At 45.9% G+C, this 26,873-nt stretch carries 17 protein-coding genes and 1 pseudogene; 15 read left to right on the forward strand and 3 right to left on the reverse strand.

From position 1 onward, the window contains the following. Positions 1–145: 145 nt before the first annotated feature. Positions 146–268, reverse strand: a pseudogene (locus tag NQ565_RS02950) (nucleotidyl transferase AbiEii/AbiGii toxin family protein); the annotation flags it as partial. A gap of 192 nt (positions 269–460) precedes the next feature. Between NQ565_RS02950 and NQ565_RS02955 the strand changes: the two are divergent. From NQ565_RS02955 to NQ565_RS03005, 11 genes are all read left to right on the forward strand, one after another. Continuing rightward, entirely contained in the window at positions 461–3,604 is a 3,144-nt protein-coding gene (locus tag NQ565_RS02955; protein WP_005655578.1) for a SusC/RagA family TonB-linked outer membrane protein, read from the forward strand. A 24-nt stretch (positions 3,605–3,628) separates the two neighbouring features. After that, entirely contained in the window at positions 3,629–5,227 is a 1,599-nt protein-coding gene (locus NQ565_RS02960; protein WP_040315903.1) for a RagB/SusD family nutrient uptake outer membrane protein, read from the forward strand. A 175-nt stretch (positions 5,228–5,402) separates the two neighbouring features. Then, on the forward strand, positions 5,403–8,303 hold the full coding sequence (locus NQ565_RS02965) for a chondroitinase family polysaccharide lyase (RefSeq protein ID WP_040316019.1): 2,901 nt from the start codon (positions 5,403–5,405) through the stop codon (positions 8,301–8,303). Positions 8,304–8,409: 106 nt separating this feature from the next. Then, positions 8,410–9,618, forward strand: a complete 1,209-nt coding sequence (locus NQ565_RS02970; protein ID WP_040316021.1) for a THUMP-like domain-containing protein — start codon at positions 8,410–8,412, stop codon at positions 9,616–9,618. Between the two features lie 206 nt (positions 9,619–9,824). Then, positions 9,825–12,593, forward strand: a complete 2,769-nt coding sequence (locus NQ565_RS02975; RefSeq protein ID WP_005655586.1) for a TonB-dependent receptor — start codon at positions 9,825–9,827, stop codon at positions 12,591–12,593. Positions 12,594–12,695: 102 nt separating this feature from the next. Further along, positions 12,696–13,628 carry a metallophosphoesterase gene (locus tag NQ565_RS02980; protein WP_005655588.1) on the forward strand — a complete coding sequence of 311 codons (933 nt, stop codon included), beginning with the start codon at positions 12,696–12,698 and terminating at the stop codon, positions 13,626–13,628. A gap of 281 nt (positions 13,629–13,909) precedes the next feature. Next, positions 13,910–14,872, forward strand: coding sequence for a calcium/sodium antiporter (locus NQ565_RS02985; RefSeq protein ID WP_005655591.1), 963 nt, complete (start codon positions 13,910–13,912; stop codon positions 14,870–14,872). A gap of 57 nt (positions 14,873–14,929) precedes the next feature. Further along, complete coding sequence (locus tag NQ565_RS02990; RefSeq protein WP_005655592.1) at positions 14,930–16,063, forward strand: hypothetical protein; 1,134 nt, start codon at positions 14,930–14,932, stop codon at positions 16,061–16,063. Between the two features lie 474 nt (positions 16,064–16,537). Then, entirely contained in the window at positions 16,538–18,442 is a 1,905-nt protein-coding gene (locus tag NQ565_RS02995) for a DNA topoisomerase IV subunit B (RefSeq protein ID WP_016660905.1), read from the forward strand. Next, a complete protein-coding gene (coaD, locus tag NQ565_RS03000; protein WP_005655597.1) occupies positions 18,439–18,906 on the forward strand; it encodes a pantetheine-phosphate adenylyltransferase in 468 nt (155 codons plus the stop codon). Before NQ565_RS02995 ends, coaD begins: the two co-directional genes overlap by 4 nt. 22 nt (positions 18,907–18,928) lie before the next feature. Continuing rightward, positions 18,929–20,551, forward strand: coding sequence for a S41 family peptidase (locus tag NQ565_RS03005; protein WP_005655599.1), 1,623 nt, complete (start codon positions 18,929–18,931; stop codon positions 20,549–20,551). 13 nt (positions 20,552–20,564) lie between these two features. On the opposite strand, the gene NQ565_RS03010 is transcribed toward NQ565_RS03005, so the two are convergent. Then, a complete protein-coding gene (locus NQ565_RS03010) occupies positions 20,565–21,167 on the reverse strand; it encodes a phosphatase PAP2 family protein (RefSeq protein WP_005655601.1) in 603 nt (200 codons plus the stop codon). 113 nt (positions 21,168–21,280) lie between these two features. Between NQ565_RS03010 and NQ565_RS03015 the strand changes: the two genes are divergently transcribed. The 4 genes from NQ565_RS03015 to NQ565_RS03030 all read left to right on the forward strand — a co-directional run bounded on the left by NQ565_RS03015 (position 21,281) and on the right by NQ565_RS03030 (position 25,821). Beyond that, positions 21,281–22,183, forward strand: a complete 903-nt coding sequence (locus NQ565_RS03015; protein WP_081448468.1) for a helix-turn-helix domain-containing protein — start codon at positions 21,281–21,283, stop codon at positions 22,181–22,183. Positions 22,184–22,345: 162 nt separating this feature from the next. Continuing rightward, entirely contained in the window at positions 22,346–23,050 is a 705-nt protein-coding gene (locus NQ565_RS03020) for a succinate dehydrogenase/fumarate reductase cytochrome b subunit (protein WP_005655606.1), read from the forward strand. A 35-nt stretch (positions 23,051–23,085) separates the two neighbouring features. After that, complete coding sequence (locus NQ565_RS03025) at positions 23,086–25,032, forward strand: fumarate reductase/succinate dehydrogenase flavoprotein subunit (protein ID WP_005655608.1); 1,947 nt, start codon at positions 23,086–23,088, stop codon at positions 25,030–25,032. Between the two features lie 33 nt (positions 25,033–25,065). Further along, on the forward strand, positions 25,066–25,821 hold the full coding sequence (locus tag NQ565_RS03030) for a succinate dehydrogenase/fumarate reductase iron-sulfur subunit (RefSeq protein ID WP_005655609.1): 756 nt from the start codon (positions 25,066–25,068) through the stop codon (positions 25,819–25,821). A 111-nt stretch (positions 25,822–25,932) separates the two neighbouring features. Here NQ565_RS03030 and NQ565_RS03035 read toward each other — a convergent pair whose 3' ends face one another. Further along, positions 25,933–26,823, reverse strand: coding sequence for a helix-turn-helix transcriptional regulator (locus NQ565_RS03035; RefSeq protein ID WP_005655611.1), 891 nt, complete (start codon positions 26,821–26,823; stop codon positions 25,933–25,935). Between the last annotated feature and the right edge of the window lie 50 nt (positions 26,824–26,873).

Below are 26,873 nucleotides of genomic sequence, written 5' to 3' on the forward strand. Positions count from 1 at the left end.
AACTAAAAGGCTGATTCCTAACGGAATACAGCCTTTTTTGTTTGCAGACCCTCCAGATATGATAGTATGCCCAATTCTATAAAGCTACTACAATTCTAAGAAATACTTCTATATATAACCTCATTCGCAAGAATGTTGCAGCAGTTTATAATAAACAAAACCTTATATAATCTTCTATTTCTTGAGCAGCTACAGCATAAATCGGTGCAAGTTGCTCAAAATGGGAATCTCTTGTAAAACGAGAGCCGTTGATGGTCATAGCTAATTGGCTCATATTCCTTTCTCCGCAAATCTTAATGTAACATAATAATACCTTCTTGCCAATAGCAGTTTATTGGCTGCATCGCAGTTAGTTACAACTCCACATGTATGAATTTGTACTTTTTATGGACAATTACAGATTTCACATTTCTTATACAATCCATACATTTGCACATCCTAATTTTTTAATTTTATTTTTATGAGACCAAAAGTTATCTTAAATCTTTTATTCTTCCTTTTCTGCTGTACAGCAGTACAGGCACAGACAGGAAGACAGATTACAGGTAAAGTGATTGATGCCATGGGAGAGTTGCCCGGGGTAAGTGTTGTAATTAAAGGAACAACCAATGGGACAACCACAGATTTAAACGGAGAGTTTAAATTGGACAATGTAAAAAATGGTGATGTTTTACAATTCTCATTTATCGGCTACAAAACGGAAAATGTCAAAGTAGGCAATCAAAGTAAATTTGATATTACAATGACAGAAAATACCCAAACCTTGGAAGAAGTGACCGTTGTTGCTGTAGGATATGGTGATGTCAGAAGACGTGACCTGACCGGTTCTATCGGTTCCGCCAATATGGGCGATTTGACCAAGACTCCTGTCAGCAATATTACCGAAAGCCTCGGAGGACGTATTGCCGGCGTACAGGTTTCATCCGGTGACGGTGGACCGGGAGATAACTTTAATATAGTAATCCGCGGTGCCGGTTCATTGACCGGAAGTACAGCTCCGCTTTACGTTATCGACGGATTCCCTTCCGAAAGTTCCGGCTTAGGATCAATAAATCCTAATGATATTGAATCCATAGACATTTTGAAAGATGCTTCCGCCACAGCTATCTATGGAGCACGCGGTGCCAACGGTGTAGTTATCGTAACCACCAAAAAAGGCGGAGCCGGAAAGCCTACCATTACATACAACGGTAGCGTAAAAGTAGGTCTTGTAAAAAACACACCGGAAGTGATGAATGCCTATGACTTTGTCATGCTGCAACAAGAAATCATGGGCAGCGGAGAAGAATTCCAGAAAAACTATATAACCGAACTTTATCCTACACTGGATGCCTATCACAATGCTAAATCTTACGATTGGCAAGACTATATCTACCGTACCGCTCTCAGCCATAACCATCATATATCTATGACCGGTTCGCAAGGCGATTTGAAATACACCACATCTTTGTCTTACGATGACACACAGGGAGTTATCATCAACTCCGGCGTAAAACGCTATCAAGGACGTGTGAACCTGAGCCAGAAAGTAAACAACAAACTGAAGATTGACTTTACAGGGAACTATGCCAGCACTGTTCAGGACGGTCCTACCGTATCGAGCGCCACAAGTTCCATGTCTACCGCCTACATGTACAGTGTATGGTCTTTCCGTCCGGTATCCCCTACTGGAAGCGATCTTCTCAATCAGATGTACGATGAGGGTGTCAATATGAGTGAGGACTACCGCTTTAACCCCGTGAAGTCTGCTCAAAACGAATACCGTCATAAGACAACCAATAATCTCCAGTTTAATGTAGGTGCCGAATATGAGATAATTAAGAAACTCAAACTGAAAGTTACAGCCGGATATACATCAACCGACTACAAAAACGAAGAATTCAACGGTTCTCAGACACGCACCGGTAACAGCCACCCTTCCAACACTCAAAGTAAGGGAATAAACGCTTATCTATACCAAAGTGAAGCAAGAAGTTACCTGAACGAAAATACACTCAGCTACCAACTGAACAAGAACTCTCATAATTTCAATGCGATGCTCGGTATGTCTGTTCAGAAAAATACCAGCTATATACATTCTATACGGACGGAAAAAATCAGCAATGAATCTTTCGGCATGGCAGGACTCGATAAGGGAAGCACACCAGCCGTAAATTCTTCCAAAGGCGAAAACAAACTGATGTCTTATTTCGGACGTATCAATTATAACTACGACTCCCGTTACTATATAACAGCTACCATGCGTGCCGACGGTTCTTCCAAATTTGCCCGCGGCAACCGTTGGGGTTACTTCCCTTCCGGCTCTTTGGCATGGGCTTTTGCGCGTGAATCTTTCATTGCCGAAAATGCCAGCTGGCTGTCAAACGGTAAACTGCGTTTCAGCTATGGCCAGACCGGTAACAACCGCATAGGCAATTATGACTATATGGCACACCTCATTACTGATGACGATCTTTACAAATATCCGTGGAACGGTCAGTTTGTACCGGGTTATGTATTGAGCAGCATGCAGAATGAAAAGCTGAAATGGGAAACAACCGAACAATTGGACCTCGGTCTGGACCTCGGCTTCCTCGATGGACGAATTAACCTGAATATGGACTATTACATCAAAACCACCAAGGACTTGTTGCTTGATGCCGATATATCTGCCAGCTCAGGCTTCTCTTCTGCTACCTTAAATGTTGGAAAATTGCGTAACAGCGGTTTGGAAATCACCTTGGAAACAACCAATATCAAAACTAAAGATTTCAGTTGGAATTCCAGCTTCAACATCGCTTTCAACAAGAATGAAATCATAGCCTTGAACTCAGGACAACCTTATATGACCAGCTATATCAGTTGGGATAACAAATATAAAACCACTCCGGCATATATCAGCAAAGTAGGTGAATCTGCCGGTAAAATGTACGGCTTCATCTATGACGGAACTTACAAATATGAGGACTTCAACAAGACAATAGATGAAAACGGCAAAGAGGTATATACCTTAAAAGAAGGCATCCCGTATTACGTAGCCGGTACTCAACCGGGAGACCCCAAATACCGTGACCTGACAGGTGAAGGCGAAATCAACGACAAGGACAAGACCACTATCGGTAACGGTCAGCCCAAACACATAGGTGGTTTTACCAATAATCTGGTTTGGAAAAACTTCGACTTGAACATCTTCTTCCAATGGAGCTATGGCAATGATATCCTCAATGCCAACCGCATGGTGTTCGAAAACCCTTCCGCCAAACAAAATACCAATATGTTTGCCGCCTATACTAACCGCTGGACTCCGGAAAACCCCACCAGCAACATACCGAGAGCCCGGGCGCAAGGTTCCAATGAATACAGTTCACTCTATGTGGAAGACGGCTCTTTCCTGAAACTCAAGAACATCTCATTGGGATATAATTTTGAGGCAAAAACACTGAAGCCCTTGCATATAAGCAGCGCACGTGTTTACCTTTCTGCCGAAAACATTGCCACTATCAGCGGTTATTCCGGAAGCGACCCGGAAGTTTCTACCCGTAATTCTCCATTGACACCGGGCTTTGACTGGTCTCCATACCCTCGCGCCTTCAGTATGTCATTGGGATTAAACGTAACATTCTAACCAAATATTAAAAATGAGACTGATATGAAAACAGTATATAAATTATTCCATGCAACAGTTTTAACATTATGCTCTGCCATAATGCTGAGCTCCTGCGACAGTTTTTTGGATACAAAGCCTTATGATTTCACCGCTCCGGAAACTTTTTATTCCAATGAAAGTGAATGCACGGCTGCTTTGGCCGGAGTCTATTATACTTTGGTCTACGAGAAGGTATACGGAAACAATTACTCATGCATGATATCCAACGTAGACGACCTGAGTTACTACCAGCGCCAAAGCGGACAATTGGCAAGTCAAGTCTATGGTAACGACCATAATCCGGGAAACCAACATGTATGGGGTACATGGGAGACTCTTTACAAAGGAATCAACAATGCCAACGTTTTTCTTGAGAATGTTGATAAAGCCGACATGGATGAAAGTGTGAAAACACGAATGAAAGGTGAAGCTAAATTTCTCCGTGCATATTTTCACTTCCTGTTAGTACAAGGTTGGTACGAAGTACCCATCCGCAAGACCTCATTCAAAGATGTGAATAATTCATCCATAGAAGCAACTCCCCATGCCGATGCTTTGGATTGGATTATCGGAGAAATGGAAGAATGCGTAAACTTGGTTGATGACCAGACCTATGATAAGTCTCCCTCTTATATCAAAAAGAATACAGTAATGGGTATCCTTGCCCGCGTATACTTGTGGCGTGCCGGATATCCCGCCAACGGCGGACAGCCTTACTATGCCAAAGCTGCATATTGGGCCAATGAGGTAAAAAAATCGAATAAGCATAAGATGAATCCGGATATCTATGCTATCTGGAAGAACATGGCAGCCGACAAATATGATACCGAATACAATGAAAGCATCTGGGAAGCCGAATTTATCGGTAACCGTACTGCCGACGGCATAGGAAACTATACAGACGGGCGTATAGGAAATGTTATAGGCAATCTTCAAAAATGCACCAAAGCTACCGGTAAGGGATACGCCTATGGCTTTTATGCAGCCACTCTGATACTTTGGGATTTATTCGAAGAAAACGATAAGCGCCGCGACTTGTCCATCGCTCCTTATTGGTATGATGTAAACGACAACAAGAAAACATGGACAAACAAACAGATTGTCCAACGTTCATGTGGAAAGTTCCGCCGCGAATGGGAAACCTCTTCTATGAAAGAGAAGAGTTATACTCCTGAAAACTATCCTATTTTACGTTATGGTGATGTCCTTTTAATGCTGGCTGAAGCAGAAAATGAAGCCCATCAAGGACCTACGGATTTAGCATACGAATGCATTAATGAGATACGCCAACGTGCAGGCATATCCAAATTGGAGGGTTTGTCCTATACAGACTTCCAACAAGCCGTCCGTGACGAACGTGCCCGTGAGCTCTGTTTTGAGTCTCTGCGAAAATATGATCTGGTACGCTGGGGTATTTATGTAGAAGCCGTACACGACAAATTAGGAGCTGCGACTCAAGATAAACGCTGGGCTACAGGAAACCAGTTTATCGGTGCACGCGATTATGCAGCACGTACACAAGAAAAACACCAGTTCCTCCCCATTCCGACAAAAGAACTGGATGTAAACGGCAAATTGGAACAGAATAAATATTGGCAATAACCTAAATAAAAGAACTACAATTCTTCTAACCTTCAACTTTTTTTATTAACTTAACCGAAAGAGGTTGTTTCATGGCATGAAGCAGTCTGCCGTTCCGTCCGGAAAGAGATGGCGGCAGAATGCCTCTACATCGGAGACAACCTCTTTTTTTGCATACCTGCTAAAATTTCGCAATATGTACCGATTCTATTTGTTATATTGTCTGTTTTTATGCTTTGGCAACATACTCTTTGCACAGACAACCGGATTTGAAAAAGGAGTGCCACAATCCTTCTGCACAGTACAACCAAACGAACTCTCTTCCTCAGAAGAGTTCTACAAAGAAGGGAAAAGAAGCCTTGCATGGCAATTCTCTCCCCGTTCCGTGCTCACCGTCAAACTAGATACTCCCCTACATCTGGACTCCATATCAAAAGAAAAGCGCGGGATTACACTATGGATTTACAACGAACAAGCCAGAAAAGATTCGCTGCGCTTTGAATTCTTCTCTCCAACGGGTCATGTATCTTATAGGTTCGGTTTCCGGCTAAACGCTCAGGGTTGGCGTGCCTGTTGGATAGGCTTTGCCCACATGAAAGGAGATAAGCAAGAGAATACAATCGCCGGTTACCGTATTGTTGCTCCGGACAACAACGGACGCGTATTCTTCGACCGTCTCGTTTTCCCCGTAAAAGAAATGAATCAACGCACTACTCCCGACATGCAGATGCCCTACAATAATTCACTTACATTTAGAGACTTATGGCATTGGTGTCGTGTATGGCAATGGGAACAGTTGGAATATGACCTGCCTCTTCCTGCTACGCTGACTCCGACAGAGAAACAGGAATTACAAACCATAGAAGAACGGCTGACAAAAGTCCTGACAGCGGATAAAGTTTCACAAGGCAAAATCGACAAAGCCTATGCTACATTCCAAAAAGCACAGATACAACGCTCCGGAAACGGCTTTACAGGAGCTCCTCTTGTAGTTCCCGATGACAAGTTGAACCGCAAAAAGGGAGAAATATCCCTCAACGATCTGGAAACAATGCTCTCCGGATTTGCCTATGATGCCTATTACAATCAATCCAAAGATGCAGAACACAAATATTTTTTAGTCTGGGACTATGCCATGAACCAAGGATTTGCTTTCGGAAGCGGCATGGGAACCAATCACCATTACGGCTATCAGATAAGAAAAATATACACCACAGCCTGGCTGATGCGCGACAAAATACGGCAAGCTCCCACATGCGATAATATCCTTTCAACACTATCGTTCTGGGCAGCCTTACAGGAAACCCGTAAGGCATGCGGCAAAAACCGCGACGAGTTACTGGATACATGGCATACATTGCTGATGCCTAAAATTGTTTCAGCCATGATGACAAAGGATGAGAGAGAAAGGGTTCGCGCACTGAAAGGACTTTCACGTTGGGTATCCACATCGTTGAGATATACTCCCGGTACGATTGGAGGTATTAAAGTAGACGGTACCACTTTTCACCATGGCGGCTTTTATCCGGCCTATACCACGGGAGCACTTGCTATGCTGGGACAATTCACCAATCTGACTAACAAGACTTCTTATCAATTGACCTTATCTGCCAGAAAGGTACTGAAATCCGCTCTTATCGCCATGCGCAACTATTGCAACAAATACGAATGGGGCGTAGGTATCAGTGGCAGACATCCTTTCGGCGGTTCCATGAAAGATGACGACATAGACGCTTTTGCCTACCTTGCCCTATCCGGAGACTTCTCGGATAAAGGAGAACCGTTTGATCATCAACTGGCCGCAGACTATTTGCGCCTTTGCAAACGTAATACCCCTGAAGCCGCTTACTTCAAACAACAAGGGATACTTCCGGCAACAGCGCCGCAAGGCTTTTTTGTATACAATTACGGTTCTGCCGGCATTTTCCGCCGCAATAACTGGATGGTTACGCTCAAAGGATATAACACAGATGTATGGGGAGCGGAAATTTACACAAAAGACAACCGGTACGGTCGGTATCAAAGTTACGGTTCGGTACAAATAATGGGGGCTCCTTCCCGCAAAGCCAGCGGTTACAATGAAAATGGCTGGGATTGGAATCGACTGCCCGGCACCACCACCATACACCTGCCCTTCGAACTGTTGAACAGTCCTCTGCCTGGTACTACCATGGCACGCTCCAAGGAAAAATTCGCCGGTGCAAGTTCTCTGAAAAACCAAAACGGAATGTTTGCCATGAAATTAATGGAACGAGACCTTAAAAACTTTACCGGCGATTTCGTAGCACGAAAGTCGGTATTTTGTTTCGATAACCGCTTAATCTGCCTTGGCACAGACATCAAAAACAGCAACAGCGACTATCCTACGGAAACAACACTTTTCCAACACGTCTTCCGACCGGGAAAAGATTTCATCAGGATTACCGGAGAAAAAGAACAGCAAATAGGGCTGCAACAGGAACTACCTGCCTCGGATACACAACCGGTCTGCCTTGAAGACGGCTGCGGTAACCTGTATTTTGTGAAAGACGGAAAGGTAAAGGTACAAATCACAGAACAGGAATCGCGCCACGAAAAGTTACGCACCCCCACTACCGGAACATTTGCGTCGGCATGGATAGCTCACGGAACAGCTCCCAAAGATGGAAGCTACGAATACATGGTATGGATACAGCCTTCTGGAAAAGAACTGAAGACCCATGTGCCGGCAGCCACCTACAAAGTGATACAACGCGACCGCAAGATGCATGCCGTAAACGATATTCTGACAGGCACCATGGCATACGCTGTCTTTGAAGATACCAAACCGGCTGCCGATAATGTTTTCTCTTTCTTGCCCGCAGAAACAATGGTGATGTATCAAAAAGAGAATAATGCCTTGGTAATGAGTGTGTGTACTCCCAACCTCAACATTGCGGAAAAGACATTCACAACCAAAGAACCCAGCCGTATCATAATAAAAGAGTTGGAACTGAAAGGTAAATGGCATGTGTCTGCTTACGACAAAAGAGTGAAAACGACATACCGGACCGGCACAACCCAACTGAGTGTGGAATGCCAGCATGGGCAACCTGTAGAGTTTACCCTGATTCAATAAAGCCTCAGCAGACAACCGGTCTACCTCCTGCCGATTGTCTGCTGGCAAAACTCCTCAATCATATCACAATTATCCGTATCTTTGCACCGTTACTCAAACAATGCCCATGACACTGACTGAAGAAACACTCCAATTTATCCGGGAGCATCGCAAAGACAACGTACGCAACCTTGCTTTACAAGCACACAAGTATCCGACAGTAGACGTACCTGCCGCTATCATCCAAATTGTGGGACGTCAAATTGCAGAAGAAAAAATACCCGCTTGGGCAGCACGGGAAGGTATTCTTTACCCGACACATCTTTCCATGGAACAATGCTCCTCGGAAGTAACGGCAAACTATAAGGTCAAAATAGTTTCAGACACGGGATACGGCAGCCGCAAAACCTTTACCGACCTCACCGGCGGTTTTGGCATCGACTGTGCCTTCCTATCTGCCTGCTTCCAACAGTCCGCCTATGTGGAGCGGCAGGAAACACTCTGTACAATAGCAGCTCATAACTTTTCGCTTTTAAACTTAAAACAGGTCATGGTCTGCCATGAAGACAGCATCCGTTATCTGCAAATGATGGAACCCGTAGATTGGATATTCATAGACCCCGCCCGGCGTGATGGACACGGAGGCAAAACAATAGCTATCAGCGAATGTGAGCCTGATGTTTCCGCTTTGGAAAATTTACTGCTTGAGAAAGCGTCACACGTTCTGGTTAAGTTATCTCCCATGCTGGACCTTACCCTTGCACTGCATGACTTGAAACATGTACAAGCCGCCCACGTCGTTTCCGTCAACAACGAATGCAAGGAACTTCTCCTTGTATTAGAGCGCGGGAAGGAATTAGTACCTGAAGAAATCCCTATCCACTGCATCAACCTCACTGCATCGCAGAAGGTTCAAAAGCTCCTGTTCACCCGCCAACAGGAGAAAGAACATACATGCCCGTATACTCCCACATTGAAAACATACTTGTACGAACCCAATGCATCCATCCTAAAAGCCGGAGCCTTCCGCAGCGTTTCATCTATATATAATGTAGAGAAACTGCACCCCAACAGTCATCTTTATACTTCCGACGAGTATATACCGGACTTTCCCGGACGCAAGTTCCGCATTACCGATAGCAGCAGTCTCAACAAGAAAGAACTTAAAAAGCTGATAGGAACGGAAAAGAAGGCCAACCTCACAGTACGTAATTTTCCTGCCAGCGTAGCCGAGTTGCGAAAACGCCTGAAGCTGGCGGAAGGTGGAGACATGTACCTGTTTGCAACGACTCTTGCCGATGAGAAAAAGCTGTTGATTGCCTGTAAACAGCCTTAATATACAGTTAAAGCAAATAAAAGTAAAGTACATTCCAATCTTATAATCTGTCATTCAGTACATACAAGATAAATTATATCGTCCCCTGATGCATCATTTGCAATTGGTTTGTAATATTATCGTTACCGTTTCTTCAAAATTCCGTAAGACAGACGTAATCCCATACCTATACTTTTGCCGCAGATTATTAACAGATAATAACAGGTATGAAACAAATTGTAAGAGCATTCTTATTCCTTCTACTATTCGCAGCGGCCAGCAACACGACAATGGCCGACGAAAAAGCAAATATCGTTAAGCAAGGTACGGTACGCGGCCGTATCATCGACGTAACCAAGCAAACTCTCCCGGGTGCTTCAATCTACATCGAGAAACTACACACAGGCGTGACGAGCGACGTCAACGGCTTCTACACTTTCCCCAACCTCGACCCGGGAACCTATACAGTGAAGGTGAGCTATGTAGGCTACTCACCCGTAGAACTGAAAATTACAATTCCCGCCGGACGCACTTTAGAGAAAGATGTGGTACTGAACGAAGGAGTCGAACTTCAGGAAGTAGTTGTAGGCGGCGCATTTCAGGGACAGCGCCGCGCCATCAACGCCCAAAAGAGCAACTTGGGAATTACCAATGTAGTATCTGCCGACCAGGTAGGCAAATTCCCCGACTCCAACATCGGCGATGCCTTAAAGCGTATCTCCGGTATCAACGTGCAGTACGACCAGGGAGAAGCCCGCTTCGGACAAGTACGCGGAACAAGCGCCGACCTGAGCTCCGTAACTGTCAACGGCAACCGTGTACCCTCTGCCGAAGGTGATACCCGTAACGTACAGCTCGACCTGATTCCGGCCGACATGATTCAGACTATCGAAGTAAACAAGGTAGTAACCCCGGATATGGACGCCGATGCCATTGGCGGCTCTATCAATCTGGTAACGAAGAACTCACCCTATAAGCGCAGCATTGCTGCCACCGCAGGAACAGGCTACAACTGGATTAGCGAAAAAGCCCAGCTGAACCTGGGATTTACCTACGGCGACCGTTTCTTCAATAATAAATTAGGGTTGATGGTATCTGCCTCCTATCAAAATGCCCCCTCCGGTTCTTACGACACCGAGTTTACCTGGGAGCAGGATAAAGACGGCAAAGCATACGTCAACGACTATCAAATGCGCCAGTATTACGTAACCCGCGAACGTCAAAGCTACTCCGCCGCTTTGGACTGGGACATCAGCACCAACCACAAACTCACTTTCAAAGGTATCTTCAATAACCGCAACGACTGGGAAAACCGTTACCGCACTAACCTGAAAGACCTTGAACCGGACGGCAGCGCCACCGTACGCATACAAACCAAAGCCGGAACGCCCGACAACCGTAATGCCCGTCTGGAACGCCAGCGCACGATGGATTTTTCACTTGGCGGTGAACATCTCTTCGGACTTCTTTCCATGGACTGGCATGCAAGTTATGCCAAAGCCAGCGAAGAGCGTCCCAACGAGCGCTACATCGACTTCCAACTCAAGAAACAGAAATTCGATATAGACCTGAGCAACGAACGCCAGCCTTTTGCATCTCCCAAAGACGGTTCTACAATGACCTTGAATGACGAATTCAGCCTGAAAGAACTGACCGAGCAACAGGAAGACATCAAAGAGCAGGACTTGAAATTCTCCGCCAACTTCAAACTCCCGTTCAAGAATGGCAACAAACTGAAATTCGGCGCAAAGGTAGTTCGTAAAACCAAAGATAAAACTGTGGACTTCTACGAATATTCTCCGCTGGACGAAGATGCTTTTATGGAAAACAGCCTTAAAAATACTGTTGACCAATCCAACAAGCACTTTATGCCCAACAGCAAATACCAGACAGGAATCTATGCCAGCAAGGAATACACCGGAGCATTAGACCTTAACAACCCTGCATTGTTCGAGAAAGAACAAGTACAGGAAGAACTGGCAGGTAACTTTGAGGCACGCGAAACGGTCAGCTCCGGCTATGTCCGCTTTGACTCAAAAATCACAGACCGCATAGAGCTGATGTCCGGCTTGCGTATCGAGAACACCAATCTGGCTTATACCGGACGTACATACGATGCAGACGAAGACATCACCGGCAAGACCGAACGTCAGCGCAACAGCTACATCAATTTCCTGCCTTCGCTGCTGGTAAAGTGGAATGTAAACGATGACTTCAAGGTACGCGGTTCATTTACCCAAACACTGTCACGTCCCAAGTACTCGGCTCTTGTACCGAGCGTAAACATCAAGCGTTCCGACAACGAAATCACTATCGGTAATCCGGAATTGAAACCGACCACATCCTACAACTTCGACTTGAGCGCCGACTATTATTTCCGCAGCATCGGTCTGGTCAGTGCTGGTATCTTCTACAAGAAAATCGATGATTTCATCGTAGACCAAGTCAGCACCAACTACGAATATCAGGGTAATGTATATACTCGATTCACACAGCCCAAGAATGCGGGCAACGCCAACCTGCTCGGAGTAGAACTCTCTTACCAACGCGACTTCGGATTCATCGCCCCTGCCTTGAAGTGCATCGGCTTTTACGGAACTTACACCTATACGCACTCCCGCGTAGAAGACTTCAACTTCGAAGGGCGCGAAAACGAAGAAGGCCTCAGTATGCCGGGTTCACCGGCACACACCGCCAATGCTTCGCTCTATTTCGAGAAAGCCGGACTGAACATCCGCGTAAGCTATAATTTCGCTTCCGACTTTATCGATGAAATGGGTGAAAGCACTTTCTACGACCGTTACTACGACAAAGTGAACTACATGGACGCCAATGCAAGCTATACGTTCGGAAAGAAAATAAAGACTACATTCTATGCCGAAGCCAATAACCTGCTGAACCAGCCTCTCCGCTACTATCAGGGAACGAAAGACCGTACCATGCAAGCCGAATACTACGGTGTAAAGGTGAATGCCGGAGTGAAGATTAATTTTTAAACACATCACCACAGAGAGACAGAGCATTTTCTTTTGTAACACACTAAATGAAAAAACAATGCAACTGTATACCCTCTGCAGTGAATAAATAACATCCAAACAATGAAGAAAATATTCTTTTTACTATTCGTCGCCCTGCTGGGCAACTGGGCAAGTGCCCAAATTACCGATTATTCCGTATTCGACAAAAAGTTCAACTTCTATGTAGCCAATGACCTGGGACGCAACGGCTATTATGACCAGAAGCCCATTGCCGAACTGATGGGAGTAATGGCGGAAAACGGCACAGATCCGGAGTTTGTACTCGCTACGGGTGATGTGCACCACTTTGAAGGCGTACGTTCCGTCAACGACCCGTTGTGGATGACTAATTACGAACTGATTTACAGCCATCCCGAACTGATGATAGACTGGTTTCCTTTGCTGGGTAATCATGAATACCGCGGCAACACGCAAGCCGTACTGGATTATTCGAATATCAGCCGCCGCTGGACAATGCCCGCACGTTACTATACCAAAGTTTTTGAAGACAAAGGCATGACTATCCGGGTAGTTTGGGTAGATACCGCTCCGATGATAGACAAATACCGTAATGAGAAAGAGACTTATCCCGATGCTTGCCAACAAGATTACAAACAACAACTCGCATGGATTGATTCTGTCCTGACCGCCGCTAAAGAAGACTGGGTAATCGTGGCCGGACACCACCCCATTTATGCCGAAACACCGAAAGACGGAAGCGAACGCCGGGATATGCAGTCGCGGCTCGACCCTATACTCCGCAGGCACAACGTAGACATGTATATCTGCGGACATATCCATAACTTCCAGCATGTGCGCGTACCGGGCAGTAATATAGATTATATCACCAACACCTCAGGTTCGCTCAGCCGCAAAGTCAACCCTATTGAAGGTACCGTTTTTTGCAGTCCCGAACCGGGCTTTTCCATAGTATCTGCCGATAAAAAAACACTGGAACTGCGCATGATTGACAAACAAGGCAATGTACTGCACACTGTTACACGCAGCAAATAACCCGTTTTTTAAGTCAATAGGAAAATCCTGATTATACGAAGTTGTATCGGAAAGAACCAAACCATCATTCCGATACGACTTCTTTCAATTATTTCTTTTTCCGTAGCACCATCCTTCGGAGCCGTACTTACATTTACGTCACGCGTAACCATATAATGTGGAGATATAATTTCCGCCCCGGTTTCGGAACAATTCTCCGCATTTACAAGCGCAAACGGACTTCCTCTTGGCTCGTTTAATCAGAATTTTGCATTATCTTTGCGCGCAAAATAATATACTTCATGAACATTCTATTACTTATAGGAGGACTTCTCCTCATCCTGTTAGGTGCAAACGGACTGACAGACGGAGCAGCATCCGTTGCCAAACGCTTCCGCATACCCAATATCGTTATCGGACTGACAATCGTTGCTTTCGGAACATCAGCTCCGGAGTTGACGGTCAGCGTATCTTCCGCCCTGAAAGGAAGCGCCGATATTGCCATCGGCAACGTGGTGGGCAGCAATATCTTCAACACACTGATGATTGTGGGCTGCACCGCACTGTTCGCCCCAATTGCCGTAACCCGGAACACATTACAAAAGGAAATACCTCTGTGCATCCTGTCTTCCATTGCTTTACTGGTTTGTGCCAACGACATATTCCTGAACGGAGACAAGGCTAATACTCTCAGTATCACAGACGGCTTGCTTTTGCTCTGCTTCTTCGCTATCTTCCTGAGTTATACTTTTGCCATCGCCTCACACAGTCCCGAAGAAACAGCCGGCAGTGAGGAAACTATCAGGCAACTGCCACTTTGGAAGTCTGTCCTCTACATTCTGGGCGGGCTTGGAGCACTTATTGCCGGCGGCAGTTTCTTTGTTGACGGTGCAAGCGGCATTGCACGCAGCCTGGGAGTAAGCGAATCTGTTATCGGACTGACGCTGGTGGCAGGCGGAACATCCCTGCCCGAACTTGCCACATCCATTGTAGCCGCCTTGAAGAAAAATCCGGAAATAGCCATTGGCAACGTAGTAGGCAGCAATCTGTTCAACGTGTTCTTTGTACTGGGATGCAGTGCATCCATCACTCCGTTACACCTGACCGGAATCACTAATCTGGACTTGTGGGTACTGGCAGGTTCCGGAATCCTGCTTTGGTTCTTCGGGCTGTTCTTTGCCAAGCGTACCATCACCCGCATTGAGGGAAGCATCATGGTGCTTTGCTACGTTGCATATACGACATTCCTCATTTATAACCTGTAAGACACCCGTTTTTAAAGATTTTCATGTATCTTTGCCGGCTCATAACAACATACAACTATGGCAATTACAATTAAAAAGGTCTCTACGAAAAAGGAATTGAAGCAGTTTATCCGCTTCAACTACAAACTATACAAAAACAATCCGTATTCGGTACCCGATCTCTACGATGATATGCTCAATACCTTCAACAAGAAGAAAAATGCCGCTTTCGAATTTTGCGAAGCCGATTATTTTCTTGCTTACAAGGATGATAAAATCGTAGGACGCGTAGCCGCCATCATCAACCATAAAGCCAACCAAACCTGGAACAAGAAAGAGGTGCGCTTCGGCTGGATTGACTTTATCGACGACCCCGAAGTATCGGAGGCCCTTATACATACCGTTGAAGAATGGGGCAAGGAACGGGGCATGACCCATATACAAGGCCCGTTAGGCTTCACCGATTTCGATGCGGAAGGTATGCTTATCGAAGGCTACGACCAGCTTAGCACAATGGCAACCACCTATAACTACCCTTACTACCCGCAACACATGGAACGCATGGGCTTTGAGAAAGATGCCGACTGGGTAGAATACAAGATTTATATCCCGGATGCCATACCCGACAAGCATAAGCGTATTTCGGACCTAATCCAACGTAAATACAATCTCAAAATCAAGAAATATTCATCTGCCAAGAAGATTGCCCGCGACTACGGACAAGCCATTTTCGAGCTGATGAACGAAGCATACAGCCCGTTGTACGGTTACTCTGCCCTGTCACAGCGCCAGATTAACCAATACGTAAAGATGTATCTGCCCATTCTGGACCTGCGCATGGTGACGCTGGTTACAGATGCCGAAGACAAACTGGTAGCCGTAGGCATCTCCATGCCTTCCTTGTCAGAGGCTTTGCAAAAATCTCATGGCCGTTTGCTGCCTTTCGGTTGGTATCACCTGCTGAAAGCCTTGTTTATGAAACGCCGTGCCAAGATGCTGGATCTGTTACTGGTAGCCGTGAAACCCGAATATCAGAACAAGGGCGTAAACGCCTTGCTATTCTCCGACCTAATCCCCGTTTATCAGAAACTGGGGTTTGTCTTTGCGGAAAGCAACCCCGAATTGGAACAAAACGGCAAGGTACAGGCACAATGGGAATATTTCAAGACCGAACAGCATAAGCGTAGAAGAGCATTTACCAAGGCAATCTAAAAACACGTAGTTCATCAGCATACAAAAGACCCGCATTTTGCCGGCACACATCACCTTACCTCCCTTTCCGTCTAAGAGTTTGCAATTGTGCCGGCAAATATAATGGTCTTACACACCATTTCCCCATTGATAAACATCCGTTTTCCCCATTATAAATATACCAATCTATCAAGGATAACTTGCTTTTGCCTATACCTTTTCTTCGTTTTCCAACTGCGGGATGTCCGGTTTGCATATGCGGGATGAAGAGCCCGCAATTGGCAACCGTGGAGCCCGCAGTTGGAAAACGAGGTTTTTCCTATAGCCTAACAACCTTTTCAACCATACTTTTTCCTATTAAATACCCAGTAAACTGAAAAAAGTTTCAGGGCATATATTTGTTTACATAGGGTGTTTTATATTGATTTTCTTATTAACTTTGCGAAATATCAGTGCTTACAATACAAGATGTTTTCTATGGAAGATAATAATATGATGTTGCCGTTGGAAGGTTCTGCCGGTTATGAGGAAAAGACAACCGGTACAAATACCGGCAGCAGTGAGGTTGAATACAATGAAGATAACATTCGCCATTTGGACGACATGGAGCATATCCGTGTCCGTTCGGGCATGTACATAGGCCGTCTTGGCGACGGTTCGCAAAATGATGACGGTATCTATGTATTGCTGAAAGAGGTAATGGACAACAGTATCGATGAATTCAAGATGGGTGCCGGCAAACGAATCGAAGTCAACATAGAAGAAAATCTCCGCGTAAGCGTACGCGACTACGGACGAGGCATTCCGCAAGGAAAGCTGGTAGAGGCAGTCAGCAAACTGAATACCGGCGGTAAATACGACAGCAAGGCATTCAAAAAGAGCGTTGGTCTGAACGGTGTCGGCATCAAGGCAGTCAATGCACTCAGCAGCCGTTTCGAGGTACGCAGTTACCGCGACGGCAAAGTACGCACGGCTATTTTCGAGAAAGGCGTACTGCAAAGCGACCTGACAGAGGACAGTACGGAAGAAAACGGTACGTATATCTTCTTTGAACCCGATAACACCCTCTTTACCAATTACTCCTTCCAGAACCAGTTTGTAGAGACACTGCTACGCAACTATACTTATCTCAATACGGGGCTGACTTTCATCTACAACGGGCAACGGATTATCTCCCGCCACGGTTTGGAAGACCTTCTGAAAGACAACATGACCAGCGAGGGGCTTTATGACATCGTCCACCTGAAAGGGGAAGACATCGAAATAGCCTTTACGCATACCAACCAGTATGGAGAGGAATATTATTCTTTCGTAAACGGACAGCACACCACACAGGGCGGTACGCACCAGACTGCCTTAAAGGAACATATAGCCCGCACCATCAAGGAGTTCTATAACAAGAACCAGGATTATGCCGACATCCGCAACGGACTGGTAGCCGCCATTGCCATTGATGTGGAAGAACCGATGTTCGAAAGTCAGACCAAGACCAAGTTAGGCTCTAACAATATGTGGCCCGAAGGCCCTACCGTAAACAAATATGTAGGCGACTTCATCAAGACGGAAGTGGACAACTACCTGCACAAGAATCCGTTAGTGTCCGAAGTCATGCTGCAAAAGATACAGGACTCCGAGAAAGAGCGCAAGGCTATTGCCGGGGTTACCAAGCTGGCCCGCGAACGGGCTAAAAAGGCTAATTTGCATAACCGCAAGTTACGCGATTGCCGCTTCCACCTGAGCGACGGTAAAGGCAAAGACCAGGAAGCGGAATCGTGTATCTTCATTACCGAGGGTGATTCCGCCAGCGGCTCCATCACCAAGAGCCGCGATGTAAACACGCAAGCAGTATTCAGCCTACGCGGTAAGCCCCTCAATTCCTACGGCCTGACAAAGAAAGTAGTCTATGAAAATGAAGAGTTTAATTTACTTCAGGCGGCGCTGAACATCGAAGACGGTATCGAAGGGCTTCGCTATAACAAAGTGATTGTTGCCACCGATGCCGATGTGGACGGCATGCACATCCGTCTGCTTATCATCACATTCTTCCTGCAGTTCTTCCCCGATCTGATAAAGAAAGGGCATGTATACATCTTGCAGACTCCCTTGTTCCGTGTGCGCAACAAGAAGAAAACAAGCTATTGCTACACAGAGGACGAACGGGTGAAAGCAATTGAGGAATTAGGTCCGAATCCGGAAATCACCCGGTTCAAGGGTCTGGGAGAGATTTCACCGGATGAATTCAGACATTTCATCGGCAAAGACATGCGTCTGGAACAGGTATCCTTACGCAAAACAGACTTAGTAAAAGAGTTATTGGAGTTCTACATGGGTAAAAACACTATGGAACGGCAAAACTTTATCATCGATAATCTGGTTATAGAAGAAGATTTAGCATCATGAGAAGAGCAATCTTTCCGGGCACATTCGACCCGTTCACTATCGGCCATGCTTCGGTAGTGCGCCGTGCGCTGACTTTCATTGACGAAATCGTCATAGGAATAGGTATCAACGAGAATAAGAATACGCATTTCCCTATTGAAAAGCGCGAAAAGATGATACGGGATTACTACCGGGACGAGCCGCGCATCAAGGTACAGTCATACGACTGTCTGACCATTGACTTCGCCAAAGAAGTGGATGCCAGTCTGATTATACGCGGCATACGCACGGTAAAGGATTTCGAGTACGAGGAAACGATTGCCGATATAAACCGCAAGCTGACAGGAATTGAAACCATTCTGCTCTTTACGGAACCGGAACTGACCTGCGTAAGTTCCACTACCGTACGCGAACTGCTGCAATTCGGAAAGGATATAAGCATGTTCCTTCCGGAAGGAATGGAAATGAGTGATGAGATGAAATGATTGGTAGTTAGTGACAAGAATAATGAAGAAGATTTTTGCTATTATAGTATGTATATGTGCCGTAACGGCGCAGGCTCAGAAAATGGGCAATGAAGCTCTCCGCAAGTTGCAAATGGCAGAGTTTGCCATAGCCAACCTCTACGTGGACTCCGTGGATGAGAACAGACTGGTGGAAGAGGCCATTATCAAGATGCTGGCGCAGCTTGATCCGCACTCTACCTACAACAATGCCGAAGAAGTAAAGAAAATGAACGAACCCCTGCAAGGCAACTTCGAAGGTATCGGCGTACAGTTCCAAATGATAGAAGATACGCTGCTTGTAGTACAGCCCGTCAGCAACGGTCCCTCGGAGAAAGTAGGCATTCTTGCCGGCGACCGCATCATAGCCGTTAACGACTCCGCCATTGCCGGAGTTAAAATGAGCACGGAAGACATCATGAGCCGGTTACGCGGAGAGAAAGGCTCGGAAGTCAAACTGACAATCGTGCGCCGCGGAGTAAATGAACCCTTATTCTTCACTGTAAAACGGGATAAAATACCTATTCTCAGTCTGGATGCCGCATATATGATACAGCCCCGGACAGGTTATATCCGCATCAATCGCTTTGGGGCAACCACTGCCGAAGAGTTTCTTAAAGCATTAAAGGAGTTGCAGAAAAAAGGAATGAAAGACCTGATACTCGACCTGCAAGGAAATGGCGGTGGCTATCTGAACGCCGCTATCGACCTCGCCAATGAATTCCTGCAACAAAAGGACCTCATTGTTTATACGGAAGGCAGAGCCGCACGCCGCAGTAATTTCCATGCCAAAGGAAACGGAAAGTTTAAAGACGGCCGTCTCGTCGTTCTGGTGGATGAATATTCCGCATCCGCCAGTGAAATCGTAACCGGAGCCATTCAGGATTGGGATAGAGGTGTAGTCGTAGGCCGGCGCACTTTCGGCAAAGGATTGGTGCAACGCCCTATCGACCTGCCGGACGGCTCTATGATACGCCTGACCATTGCCCGCTACTATACTCCTTCCGGCCGTTGCATACAGAAGCCTTATGACAAGACCGCCAACCCGGACGGCACGCTTAGCGGGGAAAATAATCTGGAAAAATACAACCAGGAATTGATAGACCGCTTTAATCATGGCGAATTAATGCATGCCGACAGCATACATTTCCCCGATTCCCTGAAGTACCAGACAAAAAAATTAGCGCGCACCGTTTATGGCGGTGGCGGTATCATGCCCGACTTCTTCGTGCCGATAGATACCACCCAATACACAGATTATCATCGGAATATCGTTGCTAAAGGTGTCGTTATCAAGACAACTATGAAATTTATAGAAAGCCATCGGAAAGAGTTGCAAAGCAAATATAAGAAATTCGAAACGTTCAACGATAAGTTCGAAATCAGCGATGAGATATTAGCAAACATGCAGACTCTTGCGGAACAAGAAAAGATTAAGTTCGACGAGAAGCAATACCGGAAGTCCCTGCCGCTCATCAAGACGCAACTAAAAGCGTTGATAGCCCGCGACCTGTGGGATATGAATGAATACTTCCAGATAATGAATACTACGGACAGCAGCGTACTACAAGCCCTGAAAGTTCTAAATGAAGGAGCGTATGAAAAAGTGGTTATGAAAAAGTGGTAAGGTTATAACCTTATCACTTTCCAAACAACCAGCGGTTCAGCCAGCGGTTTACATAGATATTCACAATCGCACAGCCTGCACCGATAGCCGCACCTGCCAGTACATCCGAGGGATAATGTACACCCTCATTCATACGGGACACTCCGACGGAACAAGCCCACAAGGCAGAAGGGGCTATTACGTACCACTTAGGATATTTTATGCACAGAGAAGTGGCAAGTGCGAAAGCCGATGCGGTATGCCCGGAGGGAAATGAAGGACTGCTCTCATGGCTATACGGATGTACCCTATCCGGATAGCGTTCATACGGACGTTCGCGGTCGACAAGATATTTCATACCATACGCCACCACAAAAGCACCCGCCACACTTGTTCCGACGTATACGGCATCCTTCAACAAGCCCTTGTCCTTTTTAGCCCATGCCGTCAAAGCCATAGCTACCGGGACACCAATGGCCACATAAGGCTCCGAACGGGAAATAAATTTATTGTAATTACGGACAAATTTATTATCCCAGCCATTAACCCGATGTAAGGTATTAATATCCCAATTCTGTGCAAAGAGATTTGATACAACAAAGGAAATAAAAAATACAAAAAAAATGGTTCTTCTCATAAAACCTATCTATTAGTTTGGCGCAAAGATAGCCGAAATCCTTAGAGTATTCGCAAAATTATCTTATCTTTGTTGCCACAATTTACATATTAATACAATTCACATATCTATTCATGGCATTAAATAGTTGTTGCTCTCGGCAAATTGATTGTGCACTATGTCCTAAAACATCCCAAGGAGTATTGATATATAGCCAATATCCTAAAGGACAGCATTTCCCTGCCGAAAAGTGTACACAAAATTGTATAATATTTATATTGAAAGGCGAGTTGCTTGTCAATAGCGAGGAATATCCCGGCACTACTCTGCAGGCCCGCCAATGTATCTTGCAAGCTATCGGCTCCAAAGTAGAATTGCTGGCGCTAACCGATGTTGAATATTTTACCTACCGATTCACCGAACTTCCTCTCCTCTGTGAAGAACGCTACAAAGACATACTTGAAAGGGCTTATGCCCCTCTGACCTATACTCCTTTGCCCATCATTCCTAAACTGGAAAGATTATTCGGAGATTTAACGGAATATTTCAGGGAGCAGCCGAACACGTGCAGCAGGTATCTTGACGTTAAATGCCAGGAGATAATTTATATCCTGACTTGCTACTACCCAATCCAGCAAGTCTCCACTTTCTTCTATCCAATCAGTACATATACAGAAAGTTTCCACTATTTCGTCATGCAGAACTACGATAAAGTGAAAAACGTAGAAGAGTTTGCCCACCTTGGCGGATATACCACAACCACTTTCCGCCGATTATTCAAGAACATGTATGGCGTACCTGTATACGAATGGATTCTGGACAAAAAACGCGAGGGCATTTTAAACGACCTGCAACACACCAAGCAACGCATCTCCACAATCAGCACCCGATACGGATTCGATTCATTATCACACTTTGCCCATTTCTGCAAAGACTCTTTCGGCGACACCCCGCGCGCTCTGCGCAAACGTACTGCCAACGGCGAAAACATAACTATTATCTGTAAAGAACATAACAAGGAACAAGAGGACGAATGACACCGCTGATTCGCCCGGCAATCTTGCTACCCGCTCATTACGGAATAATTTCTTTAATTCCTTGTTTAATCAAGGTATTTCCTCTATTTTTGCAGGATATTAGTCTGACGAGCTTTTAAGAATATATTTTCTAACTATTAAATAATTTAAATTCAATCATTTATGTGGTTAAGTAATTCATCTGTAGGAAGGAAAGTGGTGATGAGTGTTACCGGTATCGCCCTTATCCTGTTTCTGACATTTCACATGGCGATGAACCTTGTTGCATTGGTTTCGGCCAATGGCTATAACATGGTTTGTGAGTTCTTGGGAGCAAACTGGTACGCGCTGGTAGCTACCGTAGGTCTGGCTGCCCTGTTCATCATCCACATCATCTACGCTTTCTGGCTGACGATGCAAAACCGCAAAGCGCGCGGTAACGAGCGTTATGCAGTAGTAGACAAGCCTAAAACCGTGGAATGGGCCTCTCAAAACATGCTCGTACTGGGTATCGTGGTAATCGTAGGTCTCGGTCTGCACCTGGTTAACTTCTGGGCAAAGATGCAGCTCCCCGAACTGATGCACAACATGGGCGCACATGCCGACATGCTCACGCTGGCTTACGCTGCCAACGGTGTCTATCACATTCAGAACACCTTCTCCAACCCGGTATTCGTAGTGCTTTACCTCATTTGGCTGGGTGCATTGTGGTTCCACCTGACTCACGGTTTCTGGAGCTCCATGCAGTCTTTGGGCTGGAACAACAAAGTATGGATCAACCGTTGGAAATGTATCTCCAACATCTACTCCACTATCGTTGTTGTATGCTTCGCTCTGGTAGTTGTCGTATTCTTCATCAAATCACTGATGTGCAGCGGCGCTTGCTGATAAATTATTGTAAATGATTAAATTGTAATAGCATTATGACTAAGATAGATTCTAAAATACCGGAAGGACCGGTGGCTGAGAAATGGACCAACTATAAAGCTCACCAAAAATTAGTAAACCCTGCCAACAAACGCCGTTTGGACATCATCGTAGTAGGAACCGGACTTGCCGGCGCTTCCGCTGCCGCTTCTCTCGGTGAAATGGGTTTCAGAGTGTTCAACTTCTGCATTCAGGACTCTCCGCGCCGCGCACACTCTATCGCTGCGCAAGGTGGTATCAATGCTGCAAAGAATTACCAGAACGACGGCGACTCCGTTTACCGTCTGTTCTACGATACGGTAAAAGGTGGTGATTATCGTGCCCGCGAAGCAAACGTTTACCGTCTGGCCGAGGTTTCCAACAACATCATCGACCAGTGTGTTGCACAAGGTGTTCCTTTTGCACGCGAATACGGCGGCTTGCTCGACAACCGTTCATTCGGTGGTGCACAGGTATCACGTACATTCTACGCCAAAGGACAGACAGGACAGCAATTGCTGCTGGGAGCTTACTCCGCACTGAGCCGTCAGGTAAACGTGGGTACGGTGAAACTGTACACGCGTTATGAAATGGAAGACGTTGTCATCATCGACGGACGTGCCCGCGGTATCATCGCCAAGAATCTCGTAACAGGTAAGCTGGAACGTTTTGCCGCTCACGCTGTGGTTATCGCTACCGGCGGTTACGGCAACGCATACTTCCTCTCTACCAATGCAATGGCTTGCAACTGTTCCGCTGCCATGGCCTGCTACCGTAAAGGAGCCTGGTTTGCCAACCCCGCTTACGTACAGATTCACCCGACTTGTATCCCCGTTCACGGCGACAAGCAGTCCAAACTGACTTTGATGTCCGAATCTTTGCGTAACGACGGACGTATCTGGGTTCCGAAGAAACTGGAAGATGCCAAGAAGTTGCAGGAAGGTACACTGCAAGGAAAAGATATTCCCGAAGAAGACCGCGACTACTACCTGGAGCGCCGTTATCCGGCATTCGGTAACCTCGTTCCGCGTGACGTTGCCAGCCGTGCTGCCAAAGAACGTTGCGACAAGGGTTATGGCGTGAACAATACAGGTCTTGCCGTATTCCTCGACTTCTCCGAAGCTATCAACCGTTTGGGCAAAGATGTGGTTGCACAGCGTTACGGCAACCTCTTCGACATGTACGAAGAAATCACAGATGTCAGCCCGTACGAAAACCCGATGATGATTTATCCGGCTATCCACTATACAATGGGTGGTATCTGGGTAGACTACGAACTAATGACTTCTATCAAGGGCTTGTTCGCCATCGGTGAATGTAACTTCTCGGACCACGGCGCCAACCGCCTCGGTGCTTCCGCATTGATGCAGGGTCTGGCAGACGGTTACTTCGTATTGCCTTATACTATCCAGAACTACCTGGCCGACCAGATTACCGTTCCCCGCTTCTCTACCGACCTGCCTGAGTTCGCAGCGGCAGAAAAAGCCATTCAGGACAAAATCGACTGGATGATGAACATCAAGGGTAAGAAGTCTGTAGACTCTATCCATAAGGAACTGGGCCACGTAATGTGGGAATATGTAGGTATGGGACGTACTGCAGAGGGCTTGAAAGAAGGCTTGAAGAGACTGAAGGAAATCCGCAACGAATTCGAGAAAGAGTTGTTCATCCCCGGCGAGAAAGAAGGCATGAACGTCGAACTCGACAAGGCTATCCGTCTGTACGACTTCATCACAATGGGCGAACTCGTAGCATACGATGCCTTGAACCGTAACGAAAGCTGCGGCGGTCACTTCCGCGAAGAGTACCAGACAGAAGAAGGCGAAGCCAAGCGCGATGACGAAAACTACTTCTACGTTGCCTGCTGGGAATACCAGGGTTCAGACGAAAAAGAACCGGTATTGCTGAAAGAACCTCTGGTATACGAAGCAATCAAGGTACAGACTCGTAACTACAAGAGCTAATCGGGAAGTTGAACATTTAAAGAATTAAAGAAAATGGATAAAAATATATCATTTACGCTCAAGGTATGGCGCCAGAAGGGTCCGAAAGCAAAAGGCGCTTTTGAAACATACCAAATGAAAGATATTCCGGGCGATACCTCATTCCTCGAAATGCTGGATATTCTGAACGAACAGCTCATCAGTGAAGGTAAAGAACCGGTTGTATTCGACCATGACTGCCGCGAAGGTATCTGCGGTATGTGTTCTCTTTACATCAACGGACATCCGCACGGTCCTGCAACAGGAGCCACTACCTGCCAAATCTATATGCGCCGCTTCAACGACGGCGACACCATTACCGTAGAACCCTGGCGTTCTGCCGGCTTCCCGGTAATCAAAGACTTGATGGTAGACCGTACTGCATACGACAAGATTATGCAGGCAGGCGGTTATGTCAGCGTACGTACAGGTGCTCCTCAGGATGCCAACGCTATCCTGATTCCGAAGCCCATCGCCGATGAAGCCATGGATGCCGCTTCCTGTATCGGTTGCGGTGCTTGTGTAGCCGCTTGTAAGAACGGTTCCGCCATGTTGTTCGTTTCCGCTAAGGTAAGCCAGTTGAACCTGCTTCCTCAAGGCAAACCGGAAGCATTGCGCCGTGCCAAAGCCATGTTGAGCAAAATGGACGAACTCGGTTTCGGTAACTGTACAAACACCCGTGCTTGTGAGGCCGAATGTCCGAAGAATGTCTCTATCAGCAACATCGCACGTCTGAACCGCGACTTCATTACCGCAAAATTGAAAGACTAACCGTACTTTCTGCATTTGATTAATATCACAAGAACTCTTCTATCGGGAAAACCGGTAGAGGAGTTTTTTTATGATAAGAAATTATGGAAACAGCTTGATATCCCAAGCAGGTTAAACAGACAAAAACATAGAATCCTGGGGTGCAGATAAAGATGGCTTCTCAACCTCTTTCCTTAAATTACGGGGAGACAACCCAAAATTCTTCTTGCAGAAATTAGAGAAATGAGATAAAGATTCAAAGCCATATTTATAACAAATTTCAGAGATTGTAAAGTTTGTATGCCGAAGTTCATAAAGAATGCCTTCTTTTCTGCGTTCCTGCATCCACTCGTATACAGGCTGATGGAATACAGAAGTAAAGATACGGCGGAAAGTCGTCACTGTATATCCCCCTAATTCGGCAAATTCTTCAACCGTCTTGACCTTATCATGATTCTTAAGTACGAAATACTGAAAACTATCCGTGTATTTCGATAACGTATGCACCAGCATGGAAAGCTCATAATCCGAATAGTAACGCCACAGGATAAACGCAAGTTCTTTCTGCTTAAATTGCAGTAGCTCCCTACAAATCTTCCCCTCAACCAGATAAGACTTCGAAGCTTCCAAGAAAAAATTCAGTTCAGAGCATATTTTCAACGGAAAAAAGATAAGAGGTGGAACCACATCTTTTGCGATATGCTGAAAACGTCCTTCACAAAAAGATTCCGGCTGGGAAAAACGATAGCATACACACTCTACATCGGTCATGGCAAGCACTTCGTATTTTGAACCGACAGCCTGCAGAATAAACTCACCGGCATACAACGTCACGCCTGCATATTCTTCACTGTTGACAAGAGCCTCACCTTTTAAAAGAAACATAATGATATTGTTATCGCACTTGGGCATAATAAAGTGAAACCCTCTACTATGAGAGGCGTATAAGATAAGATTGTCCACAGCCTTGGGGCATTTCAGGCAATCGGCGTTAACCGCTTCACAAGCGGGAGAGTCGTACATGACAGGATAGAATGTTTTGTTTGTTTGCTCTGGCAAAAATAAACATTAGC

It is taken from the genome of Bacteroides stercoris ATCC 43183 (assembly GCF_025147325.1).
Taxonomy (GTDB): Bacteria; Bacteroidota; Bacteroidia; order Bacteroidales; family Bacteroidaceae; genus Bacteroides; species Bacteroides stercoris.

Bases quoted from the DNA above. Each gene is read 5' to 3' on its own strand.
- NQ565_RS02955 (WP_005655578.1), top strand. From the start codon at position 461: ATGAGACCAAAAGTTATCTTAAATCTTTTATTCTTCCTTTTCTGCTGT.
- NQ565_RS02960 (WP_040315903.1), top strand. From the start codon at position 3,629: ATGAAAACAGTATATAAATTATTCCATGCAACAGTTTTAACATTATGC.
- NQ565_RS02965 (WP_040316019.1), top strand. From the start codon at position 5,403: ATGTACCGATTCTATTTGTTATATTGTCTGTTTTTATGCTTTGGCAAC.
- NQ565_RS02970 (WP_040316021.1), top strand. From the start codon at position 8,410: ATGACACTGACTGAAGAAACACTCCAATTTATCCGGGAGCATCGCAAA.
- NQ565_RS02975 (WP_005655586.1), top strand. From the start codon at position 9,825: ATGAAACAAATTGTAAGAGCATTCTTATTCCTTCTACTATTCGCAGCG.
- NQ565_RS02980 (WP_005655588.1), top strand. From the start codon at position 12,696: ATGAAGAAAATATTCTTTTTACTATTCGTCGCCCTGCTGGGCAACTGG.
- NQ565_RS02985 (WP_005655591.1), top strand. From the start codon at position 13,910: ATGAACATTCTATTACTTATAGGAGGACTTCTCCTCATCCTGTTAGGT.
- NQ565_RS02990 (WP_005655592.1), top strand. From the start codon at position 14,930: ATGGCAATTACAATTAAAAAGGTCTCTACGAAAAAGGAATTGAAGCAG.
- NQ565_RS02995 (WP_016660905.1), top strand. From the start codon at position 16,538: ATGTTGCCGTTGGAAGGTTCTGCCGGTTATGAGGAAAAGACAACCGGT.
- coaD (WP_005655597.1), top strand. From the start codon at position 18,439: ATGAGAAGAGCAATCTTTCCGGGCACATTCGACCCGTTCACTATCGGC.
- NQ565_RS03005 (WP_005655599.1), top strand. From the start codon at position 18,929: ATGAAGAAGATTTTTGCTATTATAGTATGTATATGTGCCGTAACGGCG.
- NQ565_RS03010 (WP_005655601.1), bottom strand. From the start codon at position 21,167: ATGAGAAGAACCATTTTTTTTGTATTTTTTATTTCCTTTGTTGTATCA.
- NQ565_RS03015 (WP_081448468.1), top strand. From the start codon at position 21,281: ATGGCATTAAATAGTTGTTGCTCTCGGCAAATTGATTGTGCACTATGT.
- NQ565_RS03020 (WP_005655606.1), top strand. From the start codon at position 22,346: ATGTGGTTAAGTAATTCATCTGTAGGAAGGAAAGTGGTGATGAGTGTT.
- NQ565_RS03025 (WP_005655608.1), top strand. From the start codon at position 23,086: ATGACTAAGATAGATTCTAAAATACCGGAAGGACCGGTGGCTGAGAAA.
- NQ565_RS03030 (WP_005655609.1), top strand. From the start codon at position 25,066: ATGGATAAAAATATATCATTTACGCTCAAGGTATGGCGCCAGAAGGGT.
- NQ565_RS03035 (WP_005655611.1), bottom strand. From the start codon at position 26,823: ATGTACGACTCTCCCGCTTGTGAAGCGGTTAACGCCGATTGCCTGAAA.